26 protein-coding genes are annotated in these 24,677 nt (G+C 65.3%); 16 read left to right on the forward strand and 10 right to left on the reverse strand.

The genetic code is table 11. From position 1 onward, the window contains the following. Nucleotides 1-72 precede the first annotated feature (72 nt). Nucleotides 73-2,940 (forward strand): hypothetical protein, encoded by a 2,868-nt coding sequence (locus tag B7Z66_02645; GenBank protein OYV77903.1) that lies wholly within the window; start codon nucleotides 73-75, stop codon nucleotides 2,938-2,940. A gap of 11 nt (nucleotides 2,941-2,951) precedes the next feature. On the opposite strand, the gene B7Z66_02650 is transcribed toward B7Z66_02645, so the two are convergent. Both B7Z66_02650 and B7Z66_02655 read right to left on the reverse strand, forming a co-directional pair. After that, entirely contained in the window at nucleotides 2,952-3,806 is an 855-nt protein-coding gene (locus tag B7Z66_02650) for a hypothetical protein (protein ID OYV77904.1), read from the reverse strand. Further along, nucleotides 3,712-4,365 (reverse strand): hypothetical protein, encoded by a 654-nt coding sequence (locus B7Z66_02655; GenBank protein OYV77905.1) that lies wholly within the window; start codon nucleotides 4,363-4,365, stop codon nucleotides 3,712-3,714. The genes B7Z66_02650 and B7Z66_02655 overlap by 95 nt, the downstream gene beginning before the upstream one ends. Nucleotides 4,366-4,454: 89 nt before the next feature. Between B7Z66_02655 and B7Z66_02660 the strand changes: the two genes are divergently transcribed. After that, complete coding sequence (locus tag B7Z66_02660) at nucleotides 4,455-4,631, forward strand: hypothetical protein (protein OYV77906.1); 177 nt, start codon at nucleotides 4,455-4,457, stop codon at nucleotides 4,629-4,631. A gap of 17 nt (nucleotides 4,632-4,648) precedes the next feature. Beyond that, the gene (locus tag B7Z66_02665) at nucleotides 4,649-5,896 is read left to right on the forward strand and encodes a diaminopimelate decarboxylase (GenBank protein OYV77907.1); all 1,248 of its coding nucleotides are present in this window, start codon (nucleotides 4,649-4,651) and stop codon (nucleotides 5,894-5,896) included. 174 nt (nucleotides 5,897-6,070) lie between these two features. On the opposite strand, the gene B7Z66_02670 is transcribed toward B7Z66_02665, so the two are convergent. Together B7Z66_02670 and B7Z66_02675 are read right to left on the reverse strand one after the other, a co-directional pair. Beyond that, on the reverse strand, nucleotides 6,071-6,511 hold the full coding sequence (locus B7Z66_02670; GenBank protein OYV77908.1) for a hypothetical protein: 441 nt from the start codon (nucleotides 6,509-6,511) through the stop codon (nucleotides 6,071-6,073). Nucleotides 6,512-6,536: 25 nt separating this feature from the next. Next, nucleotides 6,537-7,301: a hypothetical protein gene (locus B7Z66_02675; protein ID OYV77956.1), complete on the reverse strand. Its 765-nt coding sequence runs from the start codon at nucleotides 7,299-7,301 to the stop codon at nucleotides 6,537-6,539. A gap of 232 nt (nucleotides 7,302-7,533) precedes the next feature. Between B7Z66_02675 and B7Z66_02680 the strand changes: the two genes are divergently transcribed. The 3 genes from B7Z66_02680 to B7Z66_02690 are packed head-to-tail and all read left to right on the forward strand — an operon-like array spanning nucleotide 7,534 to nucleotide 10,212. Then, complete coding sequence (locus B7Z66_02680) at nucleotides 7,534-8,367, forward strand: hypothetical protein (GenBank protein OYV77909.1); 834 nt, start codon at nucleotides 7,534-7,536, stop codon at nucleotides 8,365-8,367. Further along, nucleotides 8,342-9,478 carry a hypothetical protein gene (locus B7Z66_02685; protein OYV77910.1) on the forward strand — a complete coding sequence of 379 codons (1,137 nt, stop codon included), beginning with the start codon at nucleotides 8,342-8,344 and terminating at the stop codon, nucleotides 9,476-9,478. The genes B7Z66_02680 and B7Z66_02685 overlap by 26 nt, the downstream gene beginning before the upstream one ends. A gap of 53 nt (nucleotides 9,479-9,531) precedes the next feature. After that, nucleotides 9,532-10,212 (forward strand): SAM-dependent methyltransferase, encoded by a 681-nt coding sequence (locus B7Z66_02690; GenBank protein ID OYV77911.1) that lies wholly within the window; start codon nucleotides 9,532-9,534, stop codon nucleotides 10,210-10,212. Here the strand turns inward: B7Z66_02690 and B7Z66_02695 are convergent. Beyond that, the gene (locus B7Z66_02695) at nucleotides 10,175-10,375 is read right to left on the reverse strand and encodes a hypothetical protein (protein ID OYV77957.1); all 201 of its coding nucleotides are present in this window, start codon (nucleotides 10,373-10,375) and stop codon (nucleotides 10,175-10,177) included. The genes B7Z66_02690 and B7Z66_02695 overlap by 38 nt on opposite strands. 715 nt (nucleotides 10,376-11,090) lie before the next feature. Between B7Z66_02695 and B7Z66_02700 the strand changes: the two genes are divergently transcribed. The 10 genes from B7Z66_02700 (at nucleotide 11,091) to B7Z66_02745 (ending at nucleotide 19,824) form a co-directional block, all read left to right on the forward strand. Further along, nucleotides 11,091-11,921 (forward strand): diaminopimelate epimerase, encoded by an 831-nt coding sequence (locus tag B7Z66_02700; protein OYV77912.1) that lies wholly within the window; start codon nucleotides 11,091-11,093, stop codon nucleotides 11,919-11,921. Then, the gene (locus tag B7Z66_02705) at nucleotides 11,918-12,619 is read left to right on the forward strand and encodes a hypothetical protein (protein ID OYV77913.1); all 702 of its coding nucleotides are present in this window, start codon (nucleotides 11,918-11,920) and stop codon (nucleotides 12,617-12,619) included. The genes B7Z66_02700 and B7Z66_02705 overlap by 4 nt, the downstream gene beginning before the upstream one ends. 6 nt (nucleotides 12,620-12,625) lie before the next feature. Then, entirely contained in the window at nucleotides 12,626-13,531 is a 906-nt protein-coding gene (locus B7Z66_02710) for a tyrosine recombinase XerC (protein OYV77914.1), read from the forward strand. A 99-nt stretch (nucleotides 13,532-13,630) separates the two neighbouring features. Further along, nucleotides 13,631-14,164 (forward strand): HslU--HslV peptidase proteolytic subunit, encoded by a 534-nt coding sequence (locus B7Z66_02715; protein OYV77915.1) that lies wholly within the window; start codon nucleotides 13,631-13,633, stop codon nucleotides 14,162-14,164. A gap of 56 nt (nucleotides 14,165-14,220) precedes the next feature. Then, entirely contained in the window at nucleotides 14,221-15,552 is a 1,332-nt protein-coding gene (locus tag B7Z66_02720; protein OYV77916.1) for an HslU--HslV peptidase ATPase subunit, read from the forward strand. Nucleotides 15,553-15,644: 92 nt separating this feature from the next. Then, a complete protein-coding gene (locus B7Z66_02725; GenBank protein OYV77917.1) occupies nucleotides 15,645-16,046 on the forward strand; it encodes a 1-(5-phosphoribosyl)-5-((5-phosphoribosylamino)methylideneamino)imidazole-4-carboxamide isomerase in 402 nt (133 codons plus the stop codon). A 199-nt stretch (nucleotides 16,047-16,245) separates the two neighbouring features. Next, entirely contained in the window at nucleotides 16,246-17,007 is a 762-nt protein-coding gene (locus B7Z66_02730) for a bifunctional demethylmenaquinone methyltransferase/2-methoxy-6-polyprenyl-1,4-benzoquinol methylase (protein OYV77918.1), read from the forward strand. Continuing rightward, nucleotides 17,007-17,495 (forward strand): hypothetical protein, encoded by a 489-nt coding sequence (locus B7Z66_02735; protein OYV77958.1) that lies wholly within the window; start codon nucleotides 17,007-17,009, stop codon nucleotides 17,493-17,495. The genes B7Z66_02730 and B7Z66_02735 overlap by 1 nt, the downstream gene beginning before the upstream one ends. Further along, nucleotides 17,378-18,109 (forward strand): hypothetical protein, encoded by a 732-nt coding sequence (locus B7Z66_02740; protein OYV77919.1) that lies wholly within the window; start codon nucleotides 17,378-17,380, stop codon nucleotides 18,107-18,109. The genes B7Z66_02735 and B7Z66_02740 overlap by 118 nt, the downstream gene beginning before the upstream one ends. 56 nt (nucleotides 18,110-18,165) lie before the next feature. Further along, the gene (locus B7Z66_02745; GenBank protein ID OYV77920.1) at nucleotides 18,166-19,824 is read left to right on the forward strand and encodes a ubiquinone biosynthesis regulatory protein kinase UbiB; all 1,659 of its coding nucleotides are present in this window, start codon (nucleotides 18,166-18,168) and stop codon (nucleotides 19,822-19,824) included. An 80-nt stretch (nucleotides 19,825-19,904) separates the two neighbouring features. Here B7Z66_02745 and B7Z66_02750 read toward each other — a convergent pair whose 3' ends face one another. The 5 genes from B7Z66_02750 to B7Z66_02770 all read right to left on the reverse strand — a co-directional run bounded on the left by B7Z66_02750 (nucleotide 19,905) and on the right by B7Z66_02770 (nucleotide 24,656). Continuing rightward, on the reverse strand, nucleotides 19,905-20,888 hold the full coding sequence (locus B7Z66_02750; GenBank protein OYV77921.1) for a TIGR00341 family protein: 984 nt from the start codon (nucleotides 20,886-20,888) through the stop codon (nucleotides 19,905-19,907). 52 nt (nucleotides 20,889-20,940) lie between these two features. Further along, complete coding sequence (locus B7Z66_02755) at nucleotides 20,941-21,492, reverse strand: DJ-1 family protein (GenBank protein ID OYV77922.1); 552 nt, start codon at nucleotides 21,490-21,492, stop codon at nucleotides 20,941-20,943. After that, nucleotides 21,468-21,821 (reverse strand): hypothetical protein, encoded by a 354-nt coding sequence (locus B7Z66_02760; GenBank protein ID OYV77923.1) that lies wholly within the window; start codon nucleotides 21,819-21,821, stop codon nucleotides 21,468-21,470. The genes B7Z66_02755 and B7Z66_02760 overlap by 25 nt, the downstream gene beginning before the upstream one ends. A 3-nt stretch (nucleotides 21,822-21,824) precedes the next feature. Next, nucleotides 21,825-23,147 (reverse strand): peptidase S41, encoded by a 1,323-nt coding sequence (locus B7Z66_02765; GenBank protein OYV77924.1) that lies wholly within the window; start codon nucleotides 23,145-23,147, stop codon nucleotides 21,825-21,827. A gap of 231 nt (nucleotides 23,148-23,378) precedes the next feature. Continuing rightward, on the reverse strand, nucleotides 23,379-24,656 hold the full coding sequence (locus B7Z66_02770) for a hypothetical protein (GenBank protein OYV77925.1): 1,278 nt from the start codon (nucleotides 24,654-24,656) through the stop codon (nucleotides 23,379-23,381). Nucleotides 24,657-24,677: the final 21 nt, after the last annotated feature.

The raw sequence follows: 24,677 nt of genomic DNA on the forward strand, positions 1-24,677 counted from the left end.
CAGATAATCACCGTACCCTGCAACGGGGTCCGGACTGTAGATTCCGTCACAGTTGCCGATATCCACGGCACCATGGTGGCAAACGTTCTCACGCACCGGCGCTTCACCGACGACGTCGATCTGCGGCAGATCAAACGGCGCTTTTATGCCATCAACCGGGAGCGCTTGCAGCGCCTGCGGGGCGCCCTGCGCCCGAGGCAACGCTCTTTCCTGGATATGCTGCCGCTGCTGTTCCACACCAACCACGCGCTCCTGCCGGGCTACGTCTCCAAGCAAACCCCGTACGGGATCTCGGACTACTCTCCGGCCAAACGCAGCGTTGAAGCGGCCCACCAACTGGCGCGCAGCTTCCAGTATCAGAAGCGCGCACTGCCGTCCTATCAGATATTCGCCCTCTATCTGATGGGCAGCAGCGGCACCATCGCCTATTCTGAGAAGAGCGACTTCGATGTATGGGTCTGCCACCACCCGGGCCTCAACCGCGACCAGCGCACCGCCCTGCGCCGCAAAGCCCAGCAGATCAGCCAGTGGGCCCGCAGCCTGGCCCTGGAGGTCCACTTCTTCATTATAGACGCCGAGCGATTCCGCAACGGTGGCGAGGAGCCTCTGTCCACGGACAGCAGCGGCAATATTCAGCACCAACTCCTGCTCGACGAGTTCTACCGCACCGGCCTGCTTCTCGCCGGACGTTTCCCGGTATGGTGGCTGGTCCCGCCGGAGGCGGAGGCCTACTACGACGACTATGTGCGGGACTTGAAGCGTCGTCGTTTTGTGCACGCGAACGAGGATATCGATTTCGGAGGCCTCGCGCATATACCACCGGGTGAGTTTCTGGGGGCGTCGCTGTGGCAGCTCTACAAGGCGATCGATTCGCCCTACAAATCGATGATCAAGATCCTGCTCATGGAAGCCTACGCCACCGAATACCCAAACGTGGACCTGCTGAGTCTGCGCTTCAAGCGGGCGGTGTACGAAGGCGAAACCGATCTGGACCGCCTCGACCCTTATGTCATGATGGCCGCCAAGGTCGAAGAGCACCTGCGGAGCCGCGGCGACCAAGCGCGGGTGGAACTGTCCCGGCGTTGCTTCTATTTCAAGGTCAACGAGCGGCTGAGTGAGCCGGGCCTTCCGTCGCGCACCAGCCACCGCCGGGAGGTAATGCGCGCCCTCACACGCGAATGGGGATGGACCCCAGTTGACCTGCACGTACTGGACACGCGCGCGTCGTGGAAGATCCACCGGGTTCTCGAGGAGCGCCGGATGCTGGTGGACCAGCTCACCGGCAGCTACCGCATGCTCTCCGATTTCGCCCGTGAACATGGCGAGCACCCATCCATCGACCCATTGGATCTGAATACTCTGGGCCGCAAACTCTACGCGGCTTTTGAACGCAAGGCCGGAAAAATCGAGTTCATCAACCCAGGCATCTCATCCAATCTCGTTGAGGAACGGTTGACGATCCACCAAGCGGAGAGCGGGACCGACCAGCAGAAATGGTTACTGTTCCGGGACGAGGTAGACGAGGAGCAGGCGCGCCGGGACGCGCCATTGAAACGCGCGCACGGACTGGTAGAACTCCTCACCTGGTGTTACTTCAACAAACTCGTGGACCACGGCACGGTGATCGGGCTGCACACTCGCGACTGCGAAGTGAGCCACAGCGAACTGCACGGGGTATTGGGGTGCCTGCACCGCAGCTTCCCGACGATCTCCCTCGGAGACGCTCGGATCGAGGAGCTGGCACGTTCCCCGCGAGTCCTGCATGCGTTGTTGTTCGTCAACCTCGGCATCGATCCCATGGCCCACCTGACCCGACAGGGGATGCACCTGACGAGCAACCGGACGGATGCTCTGTGCTACGGAGGCCGGTGGGAAAACCTGTCCGTAACCTTCGATTTGGTGGTGCTGACCAGTTGGCAGGAGGTATTGACCTTCCGCTATTGCGGTGAGAACGCACTGCTGGACTGCCTGTGCGACTACCTGGCCTGGGCACCCCAAGGCAGTGGCGTGGTCCCGCGCGTCCCCGCCACCTACTGCCTGTCGTCCACGCGCGGATCGCTGATCGGGCAGCGCATCGAGGGCCTGTTCCAGGACGTGGTGAACTGCTTCTACGGGCTCTGTAAATCGGACACGGCCCGCTATGTGTTGCGGGTCGGGCACCGCTACTACGTCCTGCAGCCGGAGAACCGGGTGCCCAGGTGGGATCAGGTCGTCTCTCTCACGGGGCTGCTCGATCGGCTCGCCGCGCCACAGGACGACTTCAGTCCGGTAATCGTCGACCCCCAAACCCTGCGCGAGACACCCCTGCCCCTGATCTTCGAAACGAACCGCCCTGGGGTCGTGCAGTTTTTCTATCACCTGAACGGCGATCGGGCTGATATCTATGTGGTGGACGAACGCGCATCTCTGTTCCACCAAGCCCTGGCGTTCGACGACGAGACTGCGCTCCTCAGTCAGTTTCAACGCTTCCTCGAAGCGGTGCGGCATCGGCGCGCGCCGCCACCCGGGGGCCAACCTGGGGTGGCGGGACGCGATGAAGTCGAGTATTACCGGATCGTCAAGACCGGGCTTGAGCACTGGCATGTGGAACCGGCGCGATATGTACGGCCGAAACCGGCGCGGAATTATTTTGACGTGCAGGTGATTGCGCATTCCGTCGGAGATCATACCGACTACACGTTTTACTGCGACCACCGGGAATTTTCTTCACTCCAGTACGGGGATGAGGTCTATCAGGAATTCACGCGCCACATTCTGCAGCGCAGGCAGGGGGGCGAGCGCTATCCGATCTACATAACCGATATCGATCTGCCCCGCGCGACCCTCGGCTCAGATACCCAAGGCGTGCTTCAGACCATCCATTTCCTGAACTACAAGAAACAAATCGAGGAGCGTCTCAACCGTGCGTTAGGACAGTTGGCCCCCGAGCGCAGCGGCTGACACCCGGCAGTTCATGCCCCCGGGATTTTATCGGGCGCCAGGATCTTCCGCAGCCACCGCCCGATGTCTTGCACCTCGGTGGGACACACCGAGTGGGGCATCGGGTAACAACGCCACTCGACACGACAACCCAAACCGGCCAACTCCCGTCGCGAGCGCTCGGCCGCCGCCAACGGGATCACCGGGTCGTCACTGCCATGGGCCATGAAGATCGGTACATCCCGGCCCGGCGGCTGGATCTCGGCAGCGCAGGTCTCCGCCATGGGTAGATAGGTGGACAGGGCAAGGACCCCCGCGAGCCGCTCCGGGTAGCGCAACGCCGTATGCAGAACTACCGCGCCGCCCTGGGAAAAGCCGGCGAGGACCAGGCGCCGGGTGGGTACGCCGCGCTGTACCTCGCGCTGGATCAAGTCCCGCAACCGGTCTGCGGATTCGCGGATTCCTTGCGGATCCTCGCGCCATCCCGGCGGCGCCGGCACGATGTCGTACCAGGCACGCATCCGCATGCCGCCATTGATCGTTACCGGCCGGTACGGGGCATGGGGAAAGACGAAGCGGATCCCGGCGCTGGGCGGCAGTTTCAGCTCCGGTGCCACCGGCACGAAATCATGCCCATCGGCCCCCAGGCCGTGCAACCAGATGACGCTGGCCGTCACTGGGCCAGCAGGCTCAAGCTCCAGGCAGGCGTCGGAGTCCGCATAGTCGATCAACAGAATCGGCCTGCGGTCAAGAGCGGCACCGGGAAACCCACGCCGGCGCGGGCACCGCGGTTCATCGCCAACCCTCCACGGCACGCCGCGCGGGACGGTTCTGCGCCCGCGCGAGCAATCCGGAGGTGGTGACCGAGACTGTGTAAACCGCGCCATCGGCCATGGGCAGATAGGTGGCACTTCCATAGTAGGCATCCACCCACGGGAGCCACCGCTCGTAGCGTCGCGCCAATGACCACGGATCCAACCCTCCGGCCGGCGCCAGATCGTATACGCTGTGGAAGCCGTCGCGGGCCTGGACGAGGCTGGCATAACGCCCGCTGAGGCGCTCCAGACGATAACGGGTGTCGAGGCCTAGCAATACCGCGACGCCGCGCCATTTCAGGATCCGCGCGTCGAGCTGCCATTGGTCGCCTTCCAGTTCGAAGTTGGCCGGCGGGACACCCGGGCGCACCAGCCGCACGCGGTAGTGCTGCGGCCCGAGCCGGGAAAACGCGAGCTCCGCAACCGGCTGTTCCGCAGTCAGCCGCTGGTAGGTGTAGAGATTGACCGCCAGCGCCATCAGTAAACCCGCCGCCGCCAGCGTGGCCAATCCACCGGCACCCGCCAACCCGCCCAACAGTAGGCGGCGCCGGCGCAGACCACGGCCCCCGAGATACAGCAACAGCAGACCCACCAGCATCGCCAGGGCGGCGATCAGCTCCAGGCCGTTCATGGGCTGTGGTCCGATGTGTCCATGGTGACGAGGTCCTGAACCGGCTTATACTCTGGACTTCCTGAGACCCAAGCGGCTGCCGCAACCCCATGCCCGACCAACTGCCCCGTATTCTGCCATGGATCCTCGCCGCCGTGCTGGTCGCCGCGCCCTTGTCCGGCTGCGGCCAGAAGGGCCCTTTGTATTTGCCGCCCGCGGCACAGCCGGCTCAGCATTCGGACCACGGTAGGGCCCACGAACCGCCCCGCCCGGCACCTCAACCCTAAGACTCCTGCCCCAGCCGATGGATCACTTCCACTACCGTGACGGGCGTTTGTTTGCCGAAGAGGTGGATCTCGTCGAGCTGGCCGCGGCGCATGGCACGCCGTGCTATGTGTACTCCCGGGCCACCGTCGAGCGGCACTGGCACGCCTTCGATCGGGCCCTGGCGGGACGCCGCCATCTGGTGTGTTACGCGGTCAAGGCCAACGCCAATCTGGGGATCCTGGGTGTACTGGCCCGCCTGGGCTCCGGTTTCGACATCGTCTCGGTGGGGGAGCTCGAGCGCGTGCTGCGCGCCGGCGGGGACCCCGGGAAGGTCGTGTTCTCCGGCGTGGGCAAGCGGGCGGACGAGATGCGCCGCGCGCTGGAGGTCGGCATCCGCTGTTTCAATGTGGAATCCGCTGCGGAGCTGGACCGGCTGGAACAGATCGCGCAGGAATTGGGTCTGCGGGCTCCAGTGTCCCTGCGGGTCAACCCGGACGTGGATGCGGGAACCCACCCTTATATCGCCACTGGGCTGAAGGAGAACAAATTCGGCGTGGACGTGGCGAGCGCCCTTGCGCTGTACCGGCGCGCGTCCCACGCCCGCCACCTGGAGGTAGTGGGCGTGGACTGTCACATCGGATCGCAGCTCACGGACACGGGACCCTTCGTCGCCGCCCTGAGGCGGATCCTGGAGCTGGTGGATCAACTGGAGAACGAGGGCATCTCCATCCGGCATCTGGATCTCGGAGGTGGCCTGGGGGTGCGTTACCGGGACGAATGCCCCCCGCCTCCGGACCAGTACATCCGCACGCTGTTGGAAGCCCTCAGTGGCCGGGATTTTGAACTGCTGATTGAGCCGGGCCGGGCGATCGTCGCCAACGCGGGGGTACTGCTTACCCGGGTGGAGTATCTCAAGCACACCAGCCACCGCAATTTCGCCATCGTGGACGCGGCGATGAACGACTTGGTGCGCCCAGCCCTGTACGGTGCCTGGCACGAAATTTTGCCCGTCGAACCCCGCGCCGGTCTGGCTCCACAAGACTACGACGTGGTGGGTGCGGTCTGTGAAACTGGGGACTTCCTGGGTAAGGAGCGACGCCTCGCGATCGCGCCCGGCGACCTCCTGGCGGTGCGCAGCGCCGGGGCCTACGGCTTTTCCATGAGCTCCAATTACAACACGCGGCCACGGGCCGCGGAGGTGCTGGTGGACGGGGCCGGGTCCTGGCTGGTACGGTCCCGAGAAACCCTGGAGGCGCTGCTGGAGGGAGAGTCTGTACCCCCCTGAGCCGCTTTGGACGAGCGCGCAACTCTCACCAGTATTCGGCACGTGCGGGGGTGGATCACAGCATGATGGCGGAGAGATACGGGCTCGGGACTGTCCGAGCATGGTGTTTAACGCCAGATTGTAAAAAAAGCCCGGGGAAAGCGAGGCGCCGCCGTCCCCGGGCCACTTGACAGCTCAGTCGACTTCCGGCCGGTTGATCTCGGGACGATCGATCTCTGGCCTCTGGATCTCTGGCCTCTGGATCTCGGGCTTCTCGATTTCGGGTTTCTCAATCTCAGGCTTGTCGACGTCAGGCTTGTCGATGTCAGGCCTGTCGGCGTGGGGACGGTCCATGTCGGGCCCCTGCTCCACCGGGCGGTTCATCTCCACCTGACTCTCTGCGGTAGCATTGCCAGGAACCGCTGGAGTCGCGGCGTCTCCCGGGGCATTGGGGTCCGCGGGCGTCGCGGCAGCGACGACTAGGGAGTTGCTGTCGCGCAGGCCACCCTGATCGGCGGCCGCCGCGGCGGACAGGTGGACACTGGCACTAGCGCTGGCCGCCACGGCGGGACCTGCCACCAGACCCAGTGCGGACAGGGCCGATACCAACAGATAACGTTTCATACTGCATTTCATGATACGTACCTCCTTGCCATTGAGATCAGAACCGAACGTGTGCCCCGAGGCCGACGCCGTAGTCCGGGCTTCCGCTGCTCAGCCCCAGGTCACCGAACACCTGGACCCCGGTTCCAGGTCTCAGGTCATAATTCCAGGCGACGAGTGCATCGGACGTCGGCTGGAAACCGGCTTGCTCCGACTGATGGCCGGAATACATCAGGGTAAAGAATTGCCCCTCCGCGACCCGCAGGCTTCCACCGGCTTCGTAGGTCACGATATTGCGTAGGGCGAGATTGGGCGGAGACCCAACGACTCGGTATCCCACCTGGGCGAACGGGAAGAGGCGGGTACCCAATACGGCATTGGCCCCCATGCCGAACTCATAGTCGTTCTCGCCCGTGCCTAAACCCTTCGAACGGGAAGCGGTACCGAATTTGACCTTGGCGTAGGGAACCAGATCAGGCATGGCACCGCTGCCCCGCAGCGTGTAGTCGCCTTCGAGCCAGATGTCCCCCAGTCCGCTGCTGGTCTGGCTGGCGCCCTGGCCGGATTTGCCGATCACGGTGCCACCAGACACCAGCGCCCCGCTGCTCTTGACCGTGATGTACGGAATGGTGAGCTTCAATTGGGCATTGCGGTCCCGATATTTGATGTACGTGGGCAGGTACCAGATCTGAACGTTGCTGGTGGTACCGAAATTGCCCTCAAAGAACGAAGGCTGTACCCCCACGGTGGTGGACGGAGTCCCCTGGGCGGCCTGGGCAGCCCCCGCCGTCAGGGCGGCTGCCGTCACCAGGGCCACTGCCAATTGCTTGCGACGCATTTCGATCTCCTCTGCCATGTCCCGAGTGACCATCCGACGCCTCCGGCCCCCCAGCGGCGACGAACCATTGTGGTAATATTTCCCGCTACTAAAACCCATATACCCTTTACATTTCACTTATAATTGATACAATGTGCATCATAGTGGGAAATTTACCCACGGTCAACCGTCAAGCTTGAAGCTGTGAAGCCGGTCACACACCGGCCCCGTGGGGACCATGCTGGAAGCCACTCTCAAATCGGCGCTGGTGGAACTGCTGCGGCCCCTGGTGCGTTATCTGATTCGCCAGGGCTGGGGTTACCCCGCGCTGTGCGAACTCCTCAAGCCGCTCTATGTGGGCGAAGCGGAAGCGGAGCATGGGGCGGGGACCCGTGGTCGGCTCACGGATAGCCATTTGAGCCTACTCACCGGCATTCATCGCAAAGAAATCAAACGCTTGAAGGACGAGCTGGCCGAGGATGGTGGTGCGTCGGCACCACGCAGGGGCGTCAATGTGGCGGCCCGCGTGGTCGGGACCTGGGTGTCTGATCCGGACTACCTGGACGCCGCGGGAGAACCGCGTCCGGTTCCCCTGCGTGACCCGCGCGGCGGGCCCAGTTTCGAGGCGCTGGTGCGCTCCGTCAAGGCGGACCTCCGAGCCAGGTCGGTGCTGGATGAACTGCTGCGGGTCGGCGTGGCGGAGGAGGCCCCGGGCGGGCAGATCCGGTTGCTGCGCACTGCCTACGTCTCGCCAGTGGCGGAGGAGAAGTTGGAGTTTCTGGCTGCCAACGTGGGGGACCACCTGCGCTCCGCGCTCCACAACCTGTCCACGCCCCAGGCACCGTACCTGGAGCGCGCCCTGTATCATGACGCGATCCCCGCGGATGAATTGGAGCGACTGCGCCCGGAGCTGATGCGTCTCGCCGATCCCTTGCTACGTCAAGCAAACCAGCGGCTGATGAGCGCGAACACCGTGGGCACGGAGTCCGGGAGCCGACCGCGCAGGCGGATGCGCCTAGGTGTGTATTACTACGAGGAGGATACCGGTGGTGACCCGCTCGACTCCGATTAAGCGTCTGCGTTTACCGATCGGGCTGTTCCTGGCAGCGTTCTGTGGTGTGCTGCTGGGCGGATCCCCCGGCGGGGGGATCGGCGGCACCGGCATTACCGGCTTCGGGCAGATCCAAGCCTTTGGAAGCGTCTTCGTCAACGGCCGCGAATACTTCCTGAACGCCACGACCCGGGTCACCGTAGACGGGCAACCGTCCACTGGGCAGGCCCTGCACATCGGCGATATCGTCATCGTGCGGGGTAGCGCGGACCCGGGCTCCCGTACCGGCCAAGCCCAATACATCCAGGTAGAACACGCCCTGCTCGGCCGGGTGGACGAAGTTACCGGTGCCGGTGCGCGGTTTACGGTGCTCGGCCAGCGAGTATATCTGGCCCCTGCGGCACGGATAGAAGGGCCTGATAACGGACCGGTGGCATTGCACCGGGGAGACGTGGTGGCAGTCAGCGCGCTCGCGAAGGGCAACGGGGCCTGGGTCGCGACGCGGGTTACCCGGCTGTACCGCGCACAACGCGTACCCGCGTCCCAGCGCTTCATTCTGCAAGGCACGGTCGCCGGCGTCGACCGGGAACGCGGCGTAATCCGGATCGGCACTCAACCGGTGGCGGTGAAGGCCACTGCGCTGGACACTATCCGTACCGGCGAGCAGGTGCGGGTGGAAGGTCACTACCTGGGCAAGCTCCCAGAAGGGACCCAGTTGCGTCCGGTGCGGGCGCTGCCGGGCGGCCGCGGCGAATACGTGGAGATGGAAGGCTACGCCGCGGCGCCACCCCGGGGCGACCGGCTGTCCAGCAATGGGATCGTTATCCGTTACCCCCTGACCGCGAAGCCGTCAATCCAGGCCCGGATCCGTGCGGCCGCCGGCCGCCCGCTGGTATTCGTCGGTCGCCTGCGCCCGGACGGGGCCCTGGAGGCGATACGGATCGAGACGCCCCAGGCCCCGCGCCTACCCGATGCAGGTGGGGCGGACAAACCGGGAGCCAGCAACCCACACATGGAGCCGCCCGAGGTAACGCGCCCCGAAATTGAACACCCGGAGATAGAGCGCCCGCAAATCGAACCGCCCGAAATCCAGCGCCCGGATCTACCCAGCCTGCAAAGACCGGACCTCTGACGGACCTCCACGAAGACTGCATTCGGAATTTTCCGCCAACAGGTGCCCACTCTATGGATCGCCGCCCGGAACCAGAACTGATGGATGACCCGAAACAAGCCGAGGCCTACGCGGCGGCGGATTTCGAGACCGCCCACGCCTCATTCGTTGAACATTTCCAGCAGGCCTTTCCAGGGCAGGAGCTCACCGGACGGGTGCTGGATCTCGGGTGCGGCCCCTGTGACATCACGCGGCGGTTCGCCGCCGCGTTTCCCAATTGCAGTATGGACGCAGTGGATGGCGCTGCGAACATGCTGCGGTTCGGCCGCGAGGTGATCGGGCGCGCGGGCCTGGACCGGCGTGTACGCCTGATCCACAGTATCCTGCCCGGCAACGAGCTGCGCGCCGAGTCCTACGACGCGGTCATCTCCAATAGTCTGCTCCATCACCTCCACAATCCGGCGGTGCTGTGGCAAAGCATACGCCGCCACGCCCGGCCTGGTGCGGCGGTGTTCGTCATGGACCTGTTGCGGCCGCCCACGCCGCGCGATGCGCTGGCGCTGGTTGAGACCTATGCCGGGAACGAGCCGGAGATCCTGCAGCGGGACTTCTACCGGTCGCTGTGCGCCGCGTTCCGCCCGGATGAAATCCGATCCCAGCTAGTCGGGGCGGGACTGGATCACCTTATCATGCGCACCGTTGGTGACCGGCACGTGGTCATTCACGGACGGGTCGGCGGCACCCCTCCCCGGTAGGAAAAACCCCGACCTGATAAGCAGCCTTCCTCCGATACACAGCGTGGACGGGTGCGGGCATGCTTCCAATCGACGTTTGGCGAATGCGATAGGTGCTCACCGTCTTGACGCTCAGCGATAACTCGGTGGCGATCTCCGATACCGCTTTGCCGGCAGCGATCATGAGAAATATTTGATACTCCCGGTCGGAGAGCGTCTCATGCAATGGCCGCGACAATGGCACTGAGGACCAGCCCGCTCAGGTTGTTGGTAGAAAGCAGCCTAGATCTGCTCGATTCGTAGTCTGCGCGCGTCGGCCTCGGGACCTTCGCGGGTCAGCGTCACCGGCGCGCCATGACTTTCGGGGGAACATTGGAAGGCCTGTACCATGTACGCACCCCAGCACCGGGGGGATACCGGGGACGTTGCTTCCGCACTTTGCGCACCCGCTCCCTGAATCCGCATCGTGCAATGGTGTAGCGGGCTTTACGACGACATGCCGAAAGTCGTTCGGGGGGGCGCTTTTGGTTTTCTGAATTGGCGGGGTTGGCAACCGCTAAGCGGAACCGCACGTTCTACCGCCCCGGGGCCGTGGTCAGCCGGGCGGAGCTTAGTGTAATCCCTGTATAAAAGGATTGCGGGTATTTCGGTAGCGACGCCGGTATTCATCGCCCCTGCGCGGGTGCAAAGCGCCCCCCCATCTGTGCGGCCGCGGCCGCCATCTGGCCAGCCCGTGGCCCGTGGCCCGGAGCGGGAGCGCGCCCCGGGGCGGCCCAGTCCACGCTGTGGTCTCCAACCCAAACCGATATACTGGCTTAATCCTCCGCGCGCCGCCCCTGACGGGTATACCCGTCAGGGGCGGCGCCGGACACCATGTAATCACAAACCCGGTGGGTGGGATGCAGGTAGCTTTCACCAAGATGCAAGGGCTCGGCAACGATTTCGTGATCGTGGATACCCTGGCGCAACCCCTGGCCCTGACTCCCGACCAGGTCCGGCAGTTGGCCGATCGGCGCCTCGGTGTGGGCTGCGACCAACTCCTGGTGGTAAGCGCCGCCACCGGCCCCCACGCGGATTTTCGTTACGGAATCTACAATGCCGACGGCAGCGTCGCCGAGCAGTGCGGCAACGGCGTGCGTTGCATCGCCCGCTACCTCCACGACCGCGGCATCACTCCCAAGCGCGAGCTGCGCCTGGAGAGCGCCGCGGGCCCCATAAGGACCCGCCTGGAAGCGGACGGGTCCGTGACGGTGGACATGGGCGTTCCCCGGCTGGAGCCTGAGCAGATCCCGTTCCGCGCCCCGGCCCGCGCCCCAGTTTACGATCTTGAGGTCGGGGGTCAGGTGGTGCCCGTCAGCGCCGTATCCATGGGTAATCCACATGCGGTGCTGGTAGTCGATTCCGTGGACCGGGCGCCGGTGGATCTTCTGGGGCCAGCCATCGAATCCCACCCACGCTTCCCGCACCGGGTGAACGTGGGCTTTCTACAGGTATTGGACCCCGCCCGCGCCCGGCTGCGAGTCTTCGAGCGCGGTGCCGGGGAGACCCGGGCCTGTGGCACCGGCGCCTGCGCGGCGGTGGTTGCCGGACGCCTGCGGAATCTGCTCGCGGAGCGGGTATCCGTGGGCCTGCCCGGCGGCGAACTTGTGGTATCCTGGATCGGAGAAGGGAAGTCCGTGTGGATGACGGGCCCGGCAGTCTGGGTATTCGAAGGTCAGATCGAGCTATGAGCACCCCGCGGCAGGCAGGCGTCGACGAGGAACCAGTGTCCGAAGAGGCGGTCGTGGAGTATCTGCGCAACCACCCAGATTTCTTTGAAAAACACGTGCCCCTTCTGGCCATCCTGCGGGTTCCGCACCCGTCCGGCACCGCAGTATCCCTGATCGAACGTCAAGTCACGGTGTTGCGTCAGCAGAACCAGCAGCTGCGCCGCAAGCTGATGGACATGGTGCAGACCGCGCGCGACAACGAAGAGCTGACCGGGCGCATGCAGCAGTTGAGCGTGGCCCTGGCCGACGCCACCGACCTGCGGGACGTCCTGGAAACCCTGGATCGGGTATTGCGCGACGACTTCCGTGCCGATGCCATCGCCCTGTGCCTCATCGGCGCACCCGTCACCCTCGGCGCGCCCACGCACGTGAAATCCCTTGCCGCGGACGATCCGGGGCTGGTCCATTTCGCGAAGATCCTGGACGCGCGCCGTCCGGTCTGCGGCCGTTTGAAGCGCCAGCAGTTGGACTTCCTGTTCGGTGAAGCGGCGGCGGAAATCGCATCGGGGGCCTTGTTGCCCCTGGCGGACACCCAGACCCTCGGGCTACTGGCCATCGGGAGCCGGGATCCGCACCGGTTCCACCCCGCCATGGGTACCGTATTCCTGCGCCATATGGCGGAGCTGGTGAGTCACAGCCTGCGCCCCCACATCGGCTAACCCGACGTGGCGGCGCCCGCTCCCGATTGGGTCCGGCGCTTTCTGGAACACTTGCGCACGGAGCGCCGCTATTCTCCCCACACCCACTCCGCTTACCGGCGCGACTTGGCGGCCCTGACGACCTATTGTCGCGCACGAGACATCGCGAGCTGGGATCGCCTCACCAGTGCGGACATCCGGGCCTTCGCCGCCCAGCGCCACCGCGCCGGACAGTCGGGACGCAGCGTACAACGCACCCTGTCGGCGGTACGCGCCTTCTACCGCTACCTGCTCCGGGAACGGATGGTGGAACACAATCCGGCGGCAGACGTGTCCGCCCCCAAGGGGCCGCGCCGACTTCCGTCGACCCTCGACGTCGACCAAATCGCCCGCCTGCTGGCCATCGGTGACTCGGGGCCCCTCGCGCAACGGGATCGCGCCCTGATGGAGCTGTTCTACTCCTCCGGGCTGCGGCTCGCCGAACTCCTCGCCCTGGACTGCGAACACGTGGACCTGCCCGACGGCACGGTGCGGGTCACCGGCAAGGGCGCCAAGACCCGGGTGGTCCCGGTGGGCCGCCACGCCCGCGCGGCGCTGATGGCATGGCTGGCAACCCGGGCCGAGCTGGCCACTCCCGGCTCGGGGAACGCCCTGTTCATCGGGCGGCAGGGACGACGGCTAGGCCCCCGGGCGGTGCAGCGACGCCTGCGCCACTGGGCGCAGGTCCAGGGCATCCAGGGCCGGGTCCATCCGCACCTGCTACGTCACTCCTTTGCCAGCCACCTGCTGGAGTCCAGTGGCGACTTGCGGGCGGTCCAGGAGCTGTTGGGCCACGCCGACATCAGCACCACCCAGATTTACACCCATGTGGACTTCCAGCACTTGGCCCGGGTCTACGACGCGGCCCACCCGCGCGCCCGCAAGCGCCGTTGACGGTGGCCCGCCGGCGCAGCGCAACCCCGTGGCCGGCGCCGGAATCGTGTACAATTCTTCGTTTCCGAAGATCTCTTAACGCAGCCTGGAGCCCCGTCCGTGGAACAGTTTCACGGAACCACCATCGTATCCGTACGCCGCAACGGCAAGGTCGCCCTGGGCGGGGACGGCCAGGTATCCATGGGCAACGTGGTGCTGAAGGGCAACGCCCGCAAGGTACGCCGCTTGTACCACGACCGTATCCTCGCCGGGTTCGCGGGTGGAACCGCGGACGCCTTCACACTCTTCGAACGCTTCGAGGGCAAGCTGGAGCAGCACTCTGGCAACCTGACCCGCGCCGCCGTGGAGTTGGCCAAGGAATGGCGGACCGATCGTGCGCTGCGGCGTCTGGAGGCGCTGCTGGCGGTGGCGGACACGTCTACATCGCTGATCATCTCCGGCACCGGTGACGTGATCGAGCCGGAGCACAGCCTTATGGCCATCGGCTCCGGTGGGCCCTACGCCCAAGCCGCCGCCCACGCCCTTGCGGAAAATACCGATCTTGACGCCCGCACCATCGTCGAAAAGGCCTTGGAAATCGCAGCGGAAATCTGCATCTACACGAACCGCAACCTCACCATCGAGGAGCTGTGAGGGCGCGGGCGCCGGGGCTCAACGCCTCGCCCACGGCCTATCCAGCGGGAAACACCATGTCCGAGATGACCCCAAGAGAAATCATCCAGGAGTTGGACAAGCACATCATCGGCCAGGCATCCGCCAAGCGCGCCGTGGCCATCGCGATGCGCAACCGCTGGCGGCGTCAACAGGTCCCCGAACCCCTGCGCAGCGAAATCACGCCCAAGAACATTTTGATGATCGGGCCCACGGGTGTAGGGAAGACCGAGATTGCGCGCCGCCTCGCACGCTTGGCGAGCGCACCGTTCATCAAGGTTGAGGCCACCAAGTTCACCGAGGTTGGTTACGTGGGGCGCGACGTGGAGTCCATCATCCGAGACCTGGTAGACGCCGCCGTGAAGATGACCCGTGAGGAGGAGATCGGCAAGGTACAGGAGCGCGCCCGGACGGCGGCGGACGAGCGCATTCTGGAGGCGCTGCTCCCGCAACCCCGCAACGTCGGCTTCAACGCCGAGCCGGTACAGCACGACACCCCTACCCGGGAGAAATTCCGCCGGATGCTGCACGCCGGCGAACTCGATGAGCGGGAAATCGAGTTGGAGCTCCCGGTGGCCCCGGTGGGAGTGGAAATCATGGCCCCACCAGGCATGGAGGAGATGACCAGCCAGCTTCAAGGCCTGTTCCAGAACCTCTCGGGTGGGCGTACCCGTGCGCGCACCTTGAAAGTCAAAGACGCCGTCAAGCTGGTCCGCGAGGAAGAAGCGGGGAAGATGATCAACGAGGAAGATCTCAAGCTCCGCGCACTGCAAAACGTCGAACAGAACGGCATCGTGTTTCTGGACGAACTGGACAAGGTGGCGAAACGCGGCGAGTACAGTGGCCCCGATGTCTCCCGCGAAGGCGTGCAGCGTGACCTGCTGCCCCTGGTAGAGGGTTGCACCGTAAACACCAAGTACGGCATGGTGCGTACCGACCACATCCTGTTCATCGCATCCGGCGCATTCCACCTTGCCAGGCCTTCAGACCTGGTCCCGGAGCTTCAGGGCCGTCTGCCGATACGGGTGGAACTGGATGCCCTGGGCGTCGCGGACTTCACCCGGATCCTCACCGAGCCGGACGCATCGCTCACCGAGCAGTACGCGGCACTGATGGCCACGGAAGGCGTCACGCTCACCTTCACCAGTGACGGTGTCGCGCGGATCGCGGAGGTGGCCTGGCAGGTGAACGAGCGCACGGAAAATATCGGCGCGCGGCGCCTCCACACCGTGATGGAGCGCCTGCTGGAAACCATCTCCGCGGAAGCCACTGATCACCACGGCGAGACCATAACCATAGACACGGCCTACGTGGATCGCTACCTGGGAGACCTGGCAACGGACGACGATCTGAGCCGGTATATCCTGTAGACACCTGTACGCATCGCCGATTCGCGGTCTATGGGACCGCCAACCCGCCACGCCCGGCGGGGTAGCCGGCACCTGACAACACGAGGACCACCATGAACACCGACACCAAAGTACGGCCCACCGAAATCAATCTGCACCAGAAATCCCGCATCCTGGAGATTGCCTTCGCGGACGGATCGCGTTTCAACCTTCCGTGCGAGTATCTGCGGGTCTTCTCGCCCTCTGCTGAAGTGCGCGGACACAGCCCCGGCACCGGCACGTTGCAGGTAGGCAAACAGGACGTCAATATCACCAAGATCGAACCGGTGGGAACCTACGCGGTATGCCTGCATTTCGATGATGGACACAGCACCGGCATCTATGCCTGGGACACCTTGCATGACCTCGGTGTTCGCCACAACGAATATTGGCAGGACTACCTCCGGCGTCTGGAGGCGGCCGGCCAGCGGCGTAGTCCGGCGACCAACGGCGGCTCGGGTGGGACCCCTTCATGATCGCCCAGACTCCCTGGGATCTGTCCGAGCCGCCTGCGTGTAGGAAATGCAGGGCTTGGTTTCGATCCCCTGAAGGGCATAGTGGGCACTATTGGACGCAAGAGACCGAAACCAGGGACCGGCTTGAACCCCGCCGCACTAGCGTCATGATGACCCGGGTGGGCACCTAGCCCTCGCCCGCCTCGCGGAGCACGCATCCATGGCCCAGGACAACAGGGACCGCAACATCACCGACTTTGGTTTCCAGCGGGTCGGGGTTCAGGAGAAGGCGCGCCGCGTACGCGAGGTATTCGAGTCGGTAGCGGACCGCTACGACGTGATGAACGACGTGATGTCCCTGGGCATCCACCGGCTCTGGAAACGCTACGCGGTGGAACTGGCGGGGGTCCGCCCGGGCCAGCATGTGCTGGACCTGGCGGGGGGCACCGGTGACCTGGCCGCGCTCCTGGCAGCCCGGACGGGGGCGCGGGGCCGCGTGGTGCTGGCAGACATCAACCGGGCCATGCTGGCGCGCGGCCGCGCCCGACTGGTAGATCGGGGCCATGCCGGCAATCTTGATTATGTACAGGCGGATGCCGAACGGCTGCCGTTCCCCGAGCGCAGCTTCGATTGCGTCACCATCGCCTTCGGCCTGCGCAACGTGACCGACAAGGACGCCGCCCTGCGTGCGATGTACCGGGTGCTGCGCCCGGGTGGGCGGGTACTGATCCTGGAGTTTTCGCAACCCACGCTTGCGGCTATCCAGCCGCTGTACGACCTGTATTCGTTCAAGGCGCTGCCCCTGATGGGACGCCTGATCGCCGGTGACTCGGACAGCTACCGTTACCTGGCGGAATCGATCCGCATGCACCCGGACCAGGAGACCCTCAAGGACATGATGGCCCGCGCCGGACTGGAGCGTTGCGAATACTTCAACCTGAGCGCGGGCGTCGCCGCCGTGCATCGGGGATACCGTCTGTGATGGCGGCCGGCACAGTGTGCTACGCGGGATTCTGGCGGCGCGTCGCGGCCACCCTCATCGACGTGCTGATGCTGGCCCTCCTTTCCGGGACCCTGCTCTACCTGTTGCGCGGACCCGCCTATTTGCAGGAAATCGCGAGCGACGCAGACCCCCTGGGGGTGCATGGCTGGCAGAACGTGGTCATAAACTATGTGCTCCCGCTGGTCCTTACGGTCTTTATGTGGGTACGCTTCCTCGGCACCCCGGGCAAGCTGTTGCTGGGCTGCCAAGTAGTGGATGCACGCACCCGGGCGAGGCTCGGTATCCGCCAGGCGACGGTACGCTATTTCGCCTATCTCGCCTCCATCCTACCATTCGGACTGGGCTTTCTATGGATCGGCTGGGATCGGCGCAAGCAGGGCTTTCACGACAAGATCGCCGGCAGCGTCGTGATCCGCGAGGACGAGTCGCGCCGGGATCTCCAGGGACTCTTGGAGGACGCGCTGTGAACCCCGGGGACGGGGTGCTGGCCGCCCTTGAGAGGGCCTTCAACCGCTACCTACGGCTGGATCCGGACGCACTGCGGGATATGGAAGGTTTCGCCGGCCGCGTGATCGCGCTGGAACTGGACGGCCTCGGGAGCACCGTATATGTGATGCCGGGCCCCGGCGGCGTCCGGCTCACGCAGCGCTACACCGGCGCCCCGGATACCTGGATCCGCACAACGCTGCTCGGCCTCGTGCGGCTGCGGCTTGGAAACGCCGATGCCGCGCTCTTCGGAGGGGAGGTCGAGATCAGTGGCGACACCGAATTAGGCCAACGCTTTCGGGAGGTGCTGGATCATGTGGAGGTCGACTGGGAAGAACAGTTGTCCCACCTAACCGGTGACGTAATCGCGCACCAGGCGGGGAACGTGGCACGGGCGGCCTCCGGCTGGTCGCGGCGCACCGTGGAACGCTTGGCCCTGGACCTCTCCGAGTATCTGCACGAGGAGTCCCGTCAGCTTGCCACCCGCGACGAGGTGGACATCTACATGGACTCGGTGGATAACGTGCGCAGCGCCACCGACCGGCTGGCGGCGCGGGTGGCCCGGCTGTTGCGCCACCTGGACACAGCGCCCTGATGCCGAACCCTAGAGCCCACGCGCATGCCGACCTCTGAACCACCGGACCGCCGCCCGTGATCCGCCCGTCCCTGGCGCTGCGCGTCCTGCACATCAATCTGGTGCTGTTGCGCCACGGCCTGGAAGAGATCGTCCTCGCCACCCACCTGTTCCGGCCGGTCCGGTTCTTGATGTACCTGTCACCAGGCTACTGGCTGCGGGACCGCCGCACCCCCCGCGGCGCCCGGATCCGGCGGGCGCTGGAAGACCTGGGTCCCATCTTCGTCAAATTCGGCCAGGGCCTTTCCACCCGCCGCGACCTGCTGCCGGCGGATATCGCCGAGGAACTGGCGAAGCTCCAGGACCGCGTGCCGCCGTTCCCCGGCAGTCAGGCACGGATCCTGATCGAGCGGGCCTACGGGCGCGCCCCAGAGCAGGTCTTCCGCGAGTTCGACGCGGTGCCGCTGGCCTCAGCCTCCATCGCCCAGGTCCACGCGGCACGGCTCGAGGACGGCCGCGAGGTCGTGATCAAGGTGGTGCGGCCGGGCATCGAGGGCAAGATCCGCCGGGATGTGGCGCTGCTCTACTATGTGGCCGGGCTCGCCGAGCGTTACTGGCGCGAGGGCCGACGCCTGCATGTACGCGACGTTGTAGCGGAGTTCGAGAAGACGCTCTACGATGAACTGGACCTGCTGCGCGAGGCCGCCAACGCCTCGCAACTACGCCGCAACTTCCTCGGGTCCGAGCTGTTGTACGTCCCCGAAATACACTGGCCGTTGAGCCGGCGCGCCGTCATGGTGATGGAGCGTATCTATGGGATGCCGGTCAGTGACGTGGCTGCCCTGCGCGCCGCGGGCGTGGACCTGAAGCTGCTGTCGGAACGGGGCGTGGAGATTTTCTTCACCCAGGTATTCCGCAACAATTTTTTCCACGCGGACATGCACCCCGGCAACATCTTCGTCTCGCCCGAGGGCCGCTACATGGCGGTGGACTTCGGGATCATGGGCACCCTGAACCCGGTGGACCAACGCTACCTCGCGGAAAATTTTCTTGCGTTCTTCCGTCGCGACTACCGGCGGGTGGCGGAACTGCACGTGGAGTCCGGCTGGGTACCGGCGGACACCCGGGTGGATGAGTTCGAATCGGCCATCCGCACTGTGTGCGAGCCGATCTTCGAGCGCCCGCTCAAGGAAATCTCTTTCGGTTATCTGCTGGTGCGTTTGTTCCAGACCGCGCGCCGGTTCAACATGGAGGTGCAGCCGCAGCTGGTGCTGCTGCAGAAGACCTTCCTCAACATCGAAGGGCTCGGACGCCAGCTCTACCCGGATCTCGACCTGTGGCAAACCGCCAAGCCGTTCCTGGAACGCTGGATGAGCGAGCAGGTGGGGTTTCGTTCGTTTTTGCACACCATCCGCACCAACCTTCCGGCCTGGGGCGAGAAGCTGCCGCAGTTCCCCGAACTCGTGTACGACGTATTGCACCGCGCCCAGCACGGACGCCTGGCGATCGAATGGAAATCGGTGGAGCTTGAGCGGCTGCGCTACGAAGTACGGCGCGCCAGCCGCCGCACCGTGCGTGCGGTGGCGGGAGCGGCCCTGCTGGTCAGCGGCGCCCTGCTCACCGGAGCGCCGGTGGATTTGGCCCAGTGGCTGGGCCGGGGGCCGCTGGTGGGCTGGGTGCTTAGCGGGCTGGGACTCCTGCTGATGCTGGCCGCTTGGCTGGGCGGGCGCCGCTAGCCCGCATTTCTCACCGGGCTAGGCACCGCATCAGTCCCCGCGCACGGCGGCTCGGTCCGCGGCACTGTACCTGCCATCAATCAAGTAGCATGCAGATAGATCGCGGTCACCAGAATGGCCAGGCTCACCAGCCATATCACGACATAGGTAGTCATGGACTGGCGTGCCTTGCGCTTCTCCAGCCACGTCCGCGGCTTTATTCCTTTGACCAGAAACACCAGCTTGGCGGAAAGGTTGACGCACACCACGTTGACCGCCAACAGGAGGCCGGCACCAAAGGCCAAGTGCACTTGGCCACCCCCTAGCAACAATCCCAGGGTCGCGGTGGGAGGCAACAGGGCCACCGCCACCATCACCCCCACCAGCACCGTGGGCAGGCCAGTGGTCAATGACAGGACCGCCGCCGCCCCGGATGCCAGGGCCAGCACCACCCCGTCCATCCCAACCACGGTGCGCGAAATCAGCTCATGGCTGTGGAGATCCACCGGCCACAGCCAGCCCATGGCGATGGCGCACACCAGTGCCAGGGACAACCCCGCCAAGTTGGTCCGCAGCGCGCGCCACATCAGTTCGCTGTCCCCCAGGGCGGTACCCAGGGCCAAGGCGAGGTTGGGACCCAACAGGGGCGCGATCACCATGGCGCCGACCACCGCAGCCACGTTGTCTTTAACGAGACCCACCGCCGCCACTACCGTTGAGAGCACCACCAGAACCAGGAAGTTGCCGTCCAGCCGTGCGCCGCGCTCAATTTCTTCGTAGAGTTCCTCACGGGTGGCCCCGGCGACGGGCGCCCTGCCGGTCGGCGGGGCCGGCGGCTCCGGCGGACGCGGCAGCACCGCTTCCACTGGGGAGAGCACGATCCGGGCGGTATCGCTCCCCGCCAACACGCCCTGCAGGGCATCCAGAACCACCTGCGAGTTTTCCGGGCCCACCAACAACCGGATGGCGCAGCGCCCGTCCTCCGCGGTCGGGGCCTGCCAGATGTCCAGGACCTGGTGCTGCTCCGCGATCCCGGCCACGGTATCCGCATAGCCGGCGTCGGCAACGACCTCGATGAGCTTCATGGGTAGGCGGGGCCTCGCGAAGAATCCAGAGATCGGGATGTGGCGATGCGGGTCACGGGCGCTGAAGACCCGACTCCACCTGACGGCGGCGCTCCGCCCCCGCCAAGTGCTCGATCAGGGTGAGCGTGAAGTCCATGGCAGTGCCCGGTCCCCGGGAGGTGATCACCGGACCATCAACGACCACCGGGTCCTCCCGGTAGAGGATTCCGGGGACCTCCACTCCATCCAAGGCACCGGGAAAACTGGTCGCGGCGCGCCCTGTCAACAGCCCCGCGTGGCCCAGGACCTTGGGGGCGGCGCAGATCGCGGCGGTGTACTTACCGGCGTCGGCCATGCGCTGGAGCAGCGCCCGGATCCTCGGATCGCGATCCAGTCGATCCGCTCCCGGACCGCCGCCGGGTAGGACCACCATGTCGAAATGGTCGTCCATCACGGTGTCGAGGTCGGCGTCCGGGACAATCACCACGCCGCGTGAAGCGGTCACCGGCCCGGACTCGAGCCCGGCGCTGACCACCTGAATCCCGGCACGCCGCAACAGATCGATCACCGTAACCGCCTCCACCTCTTCAAAACCTTCGGCTAGTGGGACAAGGACGCGCGCCATGCGGGGACCTCCCGTGCGTTGAGGTCGATCAACCTGGAGACCGGAATCAGCCGTACCCGCCGCTCCGCCAACCGGGGCAGCAGCTCCGTCAGTACCGAGAGGGTCTCCGGATAGGGGTGGCCGATGGCCCGGGCGGAACCGTCGCGCCGGGCTATTTCGATGAGTTTAGCAAACTGGCGGCGGATCGCAGCCGGGTCACGCTGGTCATCAAGGAAGACCTTGCGCGCCACCGCCGCCACGGTAGCGCAGATCAAAGCGCCGGACAGCAGCCAGCGAGCGATCCCGATCACCCGGGCAGACCCTGGCGCACCCGCACCCCCAGCGGGCACGCGTTACTTCATGTGGTCACCTGCGAGGACGAGGCCCTTGAGCACGTTGATCGCCTCATACAGTTGGAAGTCCTGGCGCGCCAGCTTCGACAGTGCAGGACCGTCGGAACTTCCCGCGCTCGCCTCGCTGGCCTTGGTACCGTTGCGCAGGTGCCCGGACAAATCCACTTCCTTCACGGATTCGAACTCGGGCCGCTGGACGCCCGTCACCTTCATGTTCGGAACCACGATGTCGGGGGTGATACCCTCGGCCTGGATCGAACGCCCGGAGGGCGTGTAGTACATGGCGGTGGTCAACTTCAGGGCCCCACCGCTGCTGAGCGGTAAGATGGTCTGCACCGACCCCTTGCCGAAGGTCCGGGTGCCGAGCAGGATCGCGCGATGGTGGTCCTGCAGGGCGCCGGAGACGATCTCCGACGCGGACGCGGAGCCACCATTCACCAGGACCACCATGGGCGCGCCATTCAGGATGTCTCCGGGGGTGGCTTCGAAGCTCATACGCGAATCACTCACACGGCCCTTGGTGTAGACGATCAAGCCTTTGTTGAGGAACGCATCCGCGACCCCCACCGCGCCATTCAACACGCCGCCGGGATTGTTGCGCAGGTCCAGCACCAGCCCCTTCAGCTTGCCGCCGTTCTTTTTCTTGAGGGCGCGTATCGCACGGACCATATTCTCCGCGGTCGGCGCCTGGAACTGGGTGATGCGCACGTAGCCGAACCCGTCCTCTAGCATCCGGCTCTTCACGCTCTGCACCTTGATCACGGCGCGCGTTACGGTGATCTTGATGGGCCGCGGTTCCCCTTCACGCACGATGGTAAGAACGATTTTTGAGCCCGGCTTCCCGCGCATCAGGTTCACGGCCTGCGTGAGGCTGAGGCCCTTCACCGGTGTCTCGCCGAGAAAGATGATCAGATCCCCGGCATGCACCCCGGCCTTCTGGGCGGGCGTGTCGTCGATGGGGGCAATGACCTTGATGAAGCCGTTCTCCATGCCCACCTCGATCCCGAGCCCGCCGAACTCACCGCTGGTCCCGATCTGCAACTCCTTGAACTGCGCCCGATCGAGATACGCGGAATGCGGATCCAGGCCCTCCACCATTCCATTGATCGCGCTGTTCAGCAACGCCTTGTCGGATACCGGCTCCACATAATCCGTCTTGATCTTCTGGAAGACGGTGGAGAAGGTGCGCAACTCCTGGAGCGGCAGCCCACCGGTCTGCGTGCCGGAGGAGCGGTCCGCCAGCACACTGCGGTCCATGACCAGGCTCATGCCCAGTGCGATGCCCAGAACAAGAATCAGGGTGTTGCGGATCGGTGCCTTCATTCTTCGATGCTCCCGGCACGGCAGTGCCCAGTCGGGGCCGCCGGCGCTGTGACGACGGTGCGGATCAAGGGGGTTGGACAGGGATACACGCGTCTATAAGGTACTCGAAACACCCGGGACTTGGCTATAGCGACGTGGCGGCGCAACGATGGCCCCGGGCCAGCCCGTATTTCTCACCGGACTCGTGCTGCGGCCATCGACGTGCGCGACGAAACCAGCGGGCCCGCCCGGCTAACGGTTCATGCCCACATGCCGTGGCGGCCCGGATCGGCACCAAGCGGCCGGGTCCACCGGGTGCCCGTTATGGCGGATCTCGAAATAGAGCCCGGCATGCTTTTCCCCGCCGCTGTCACCGACGGTGGCAATCACCTCTCCCGGTTCCACCCAATCGCCGGCCCGCTTGTCGAGGGTTTGGTTGTGCCCGTAGAGGCTCATATAGCCATCACCGTGGTCAATGATCATCAGCAGTCCGAACCCCCGTAGCCAATCGGCGAACACCACGCGGCCATAGGACACGGCGCGTACCGGCTGTCCCGGTGGCGCATCGATCAGGACACCGCGCCACTTGAGTGCGGAGCTCAGCCGCGGGGTCCCGAAGCGGGCCGCGATGCGGCCCTGTGTCGGCCATGTCAAGCGCCCCTTGAGACGCCCGAACGGCTGCCCGGGGCTGGGACCGGCGGGGATACCCGCCATGGCATCCTGCAGGTGCCGGAGCAGGCCCTGAAGCCGGGTCTCGTTGCGTTGCAGGCGCTTCAGTTCGTCGTTTTTGCTCTGGATCTCTCCACCCAGTCGGGCCAGGACCGCGGCGCGCGTGGCGCGGCGCTGCTCAAATGCCTGCTGTTGGGCCAGCTGTTCCTCCCGGAGCCGGTCGAGCTGTACCACCTGAGCCTCGATCTGGGCCCGGACCACGGAGAGTTGCTGCAACCGCTGGCCTACCGCCTCGATCTCTTGGCTCCGTGCCCGGTTCAAGTAATCGAAATAAACGGCGAGCCGTCCGAGTTCCTCGGGGTCCTGCTGATTCAGAAAAAGTTTCAGCCGCGGCTGGCGACCCATGGCGTACGCGGCACGTACCTGCTGGGCCAACGCGCCCCGCTGGGTAGCAAGGGCATCCGTCAGGGCCAGGCGCCTGCGCTGCAACTGAGCGAGGCGGCGACGCCGGCCGGCCAGCTTCGTGTTCAGGGCTTGGCGCCGTTGGGCAAGCCCCCCCAGCGCGCGTTCAACGTTGCGCAGTTGGACCTCCACCGCAGAATGCCGCCCCTGCACCGAACCCAGCTCCCGCTCCAGAGCATGGATACGTTGGCGCAATTGAACCAGTTCCGCAGCAGTGGCCTGTCGGCTGGCGGTAGGGGAACCGGCGGCGGCGGAAACCCCGGTGACCAGCAGTACCGCGCACAGAATTCCTCGCACCGCCGCCACCGCGCGGCAACCGGCCGCCCGCTGCAGCACACGGCGCCGTGAGAATCCGGGAGTGTACTTTATTACCCTATAATGTTTTAATGATAAACGCATGGAAACATGCCGTTGCGTACG

This window comes from Chromatiales bacterium 21-64-14, assembly GCA_002255365.1.
Classification (GTDB): Bacteria; Pseudomonadota; Gammaproteobacteria; order 21-64-14; family 21-64-14; genus 21-64-14.

Coding starts and splice junctions, on each gene's coding strand:
- B7Z66_02645 (OYV77903.1), top strand. CDS start 73: ATGGTGGCAAACGTTCTCACGCACCGGCGCTTCACCGACGACGTCGAT.
- B7Z66_02650 (OYV77904.1), bottom strand. CDS start 3,806: ATGGCGCGGTTTACACAGTCTCGGTCACCACCTCCGGATTGCTCGCGC.
- B7Z66_02655 (OYV77905.1), bottom strand. CDS start 4,365: ATGAACGGCCTGGAGCTGATCGCCGCCCTGGCGATGCTGGTGGGTCTG.
- B7Z66_02660 (OYV77906.1), top strand. CDS start 4,455: ATGCCCGACCAACTGCCCCGTATTCTGCCATGGATCCTCGCCGCCGTG.
- B7Z66_02665 (OYV77907.1), top strand. CDS start 4,649: ATGGATCACTTCCACTACCGTGACGGGCGTTTGTTTGCCGAAGAGGTG.
- B7Z66_02670 (OYV77908.1), bottom strand. CDS start 6,511: ATGAAATGCAGTATGAAACGTTATCTGTTGGTATCGGCCCTGTCCGCA.
- B7Z66_02680 (OYV77909.1), top strand. CDS start 7,534: ATGCTGGAAGCCACTCTCAAATCGGCGCTGGTGGAACTGCTGCGGCCC.
- B7Z66_02690 (OYV77911.1), top strand. CDS start 9,532: ATGGATCGCCGCCCGGAACCAGAACTGATGGATGACCCGAAACAAGCC.
- B7Z66_02695 (OYV77957.1), bottom strand. CDS start 10,375: ATGATCGCTGCCGGCAAAGCGGTATCGGAGATCGCCACCGAGTTATCG.
- B7Z66_02700 (OYV77912.1), top strand. CDS start 11,091: ATGCAGGTAGCTTTCACCAAGATGCAAGGGCTCGGCAACGATTTCGTG.
- B7Z66_02705 (OYV77913.1), top strand. CDS start 11,918: ATGAGCACCCCGCGGCAGGCAGGCGTCGACGAGGAACCAGTGTCCGAA.
- B7Z66_02720 (OYV77916.1), top strand. CDS start 14,221: ATGTCCGAGATGACCCCAAGAGAAATCATCCAGGAGTTGGACAAGCAC.
- B7Z66_02725 (OYV77917.1), top strand. CDS start 15,645: ATGAACACCGACACCAAAGTACGGCCCACCGAAATCAATCTGCACCAG.
- B7Z66_02730 (OYV77918.1), top strand. CDS start 16,246: ATGGCCCAGGACAACAGGGACCGCAACATCACCGACTTTGGTTTCCAG.
- B7Z66_02735 (OYV77958.1), top strand. CDS start 17,007: ATGGCGGCCGGCACAGTGTGCTACGCGGGATTCTGGCGGCGCGTCGCG.
- B7Z66_02740 (OYV77919.1), top strand. CDS start 17,378: ATGGATCGGCTGGGATCGGCGCAAGCAGGGCTTTCACGACAAGATCGC.
- B7Z66_02750 (OYV77921.1), bottom strand. CDS start 20,888: ATGAAGCTCATCGAGGTCGTTGCCGACGCCGGCTATGCGGATACCGTG.
- B7Z66_02755 (OYV77922.1), bottom strand. CDS start 21,492: ATGGCGCGCGTCCTTGTCCCACTAGCCGAAGGTTTTGAAGAGGTGGAG.
- B7Z66_02765 (OYV77924.1), bottom strand. CDS start 23,147: ATGAAGGCACCGATCCGCAACACCCTGATTCTTGTTCTGGGCATCGCA.
- B7Z66_02770 (OYV77925.1), bottom strand. CDS start 24,656: ATGCGTTTATCATTAAAACATTATAGGGTAATAAAGTACACTCCCGGA.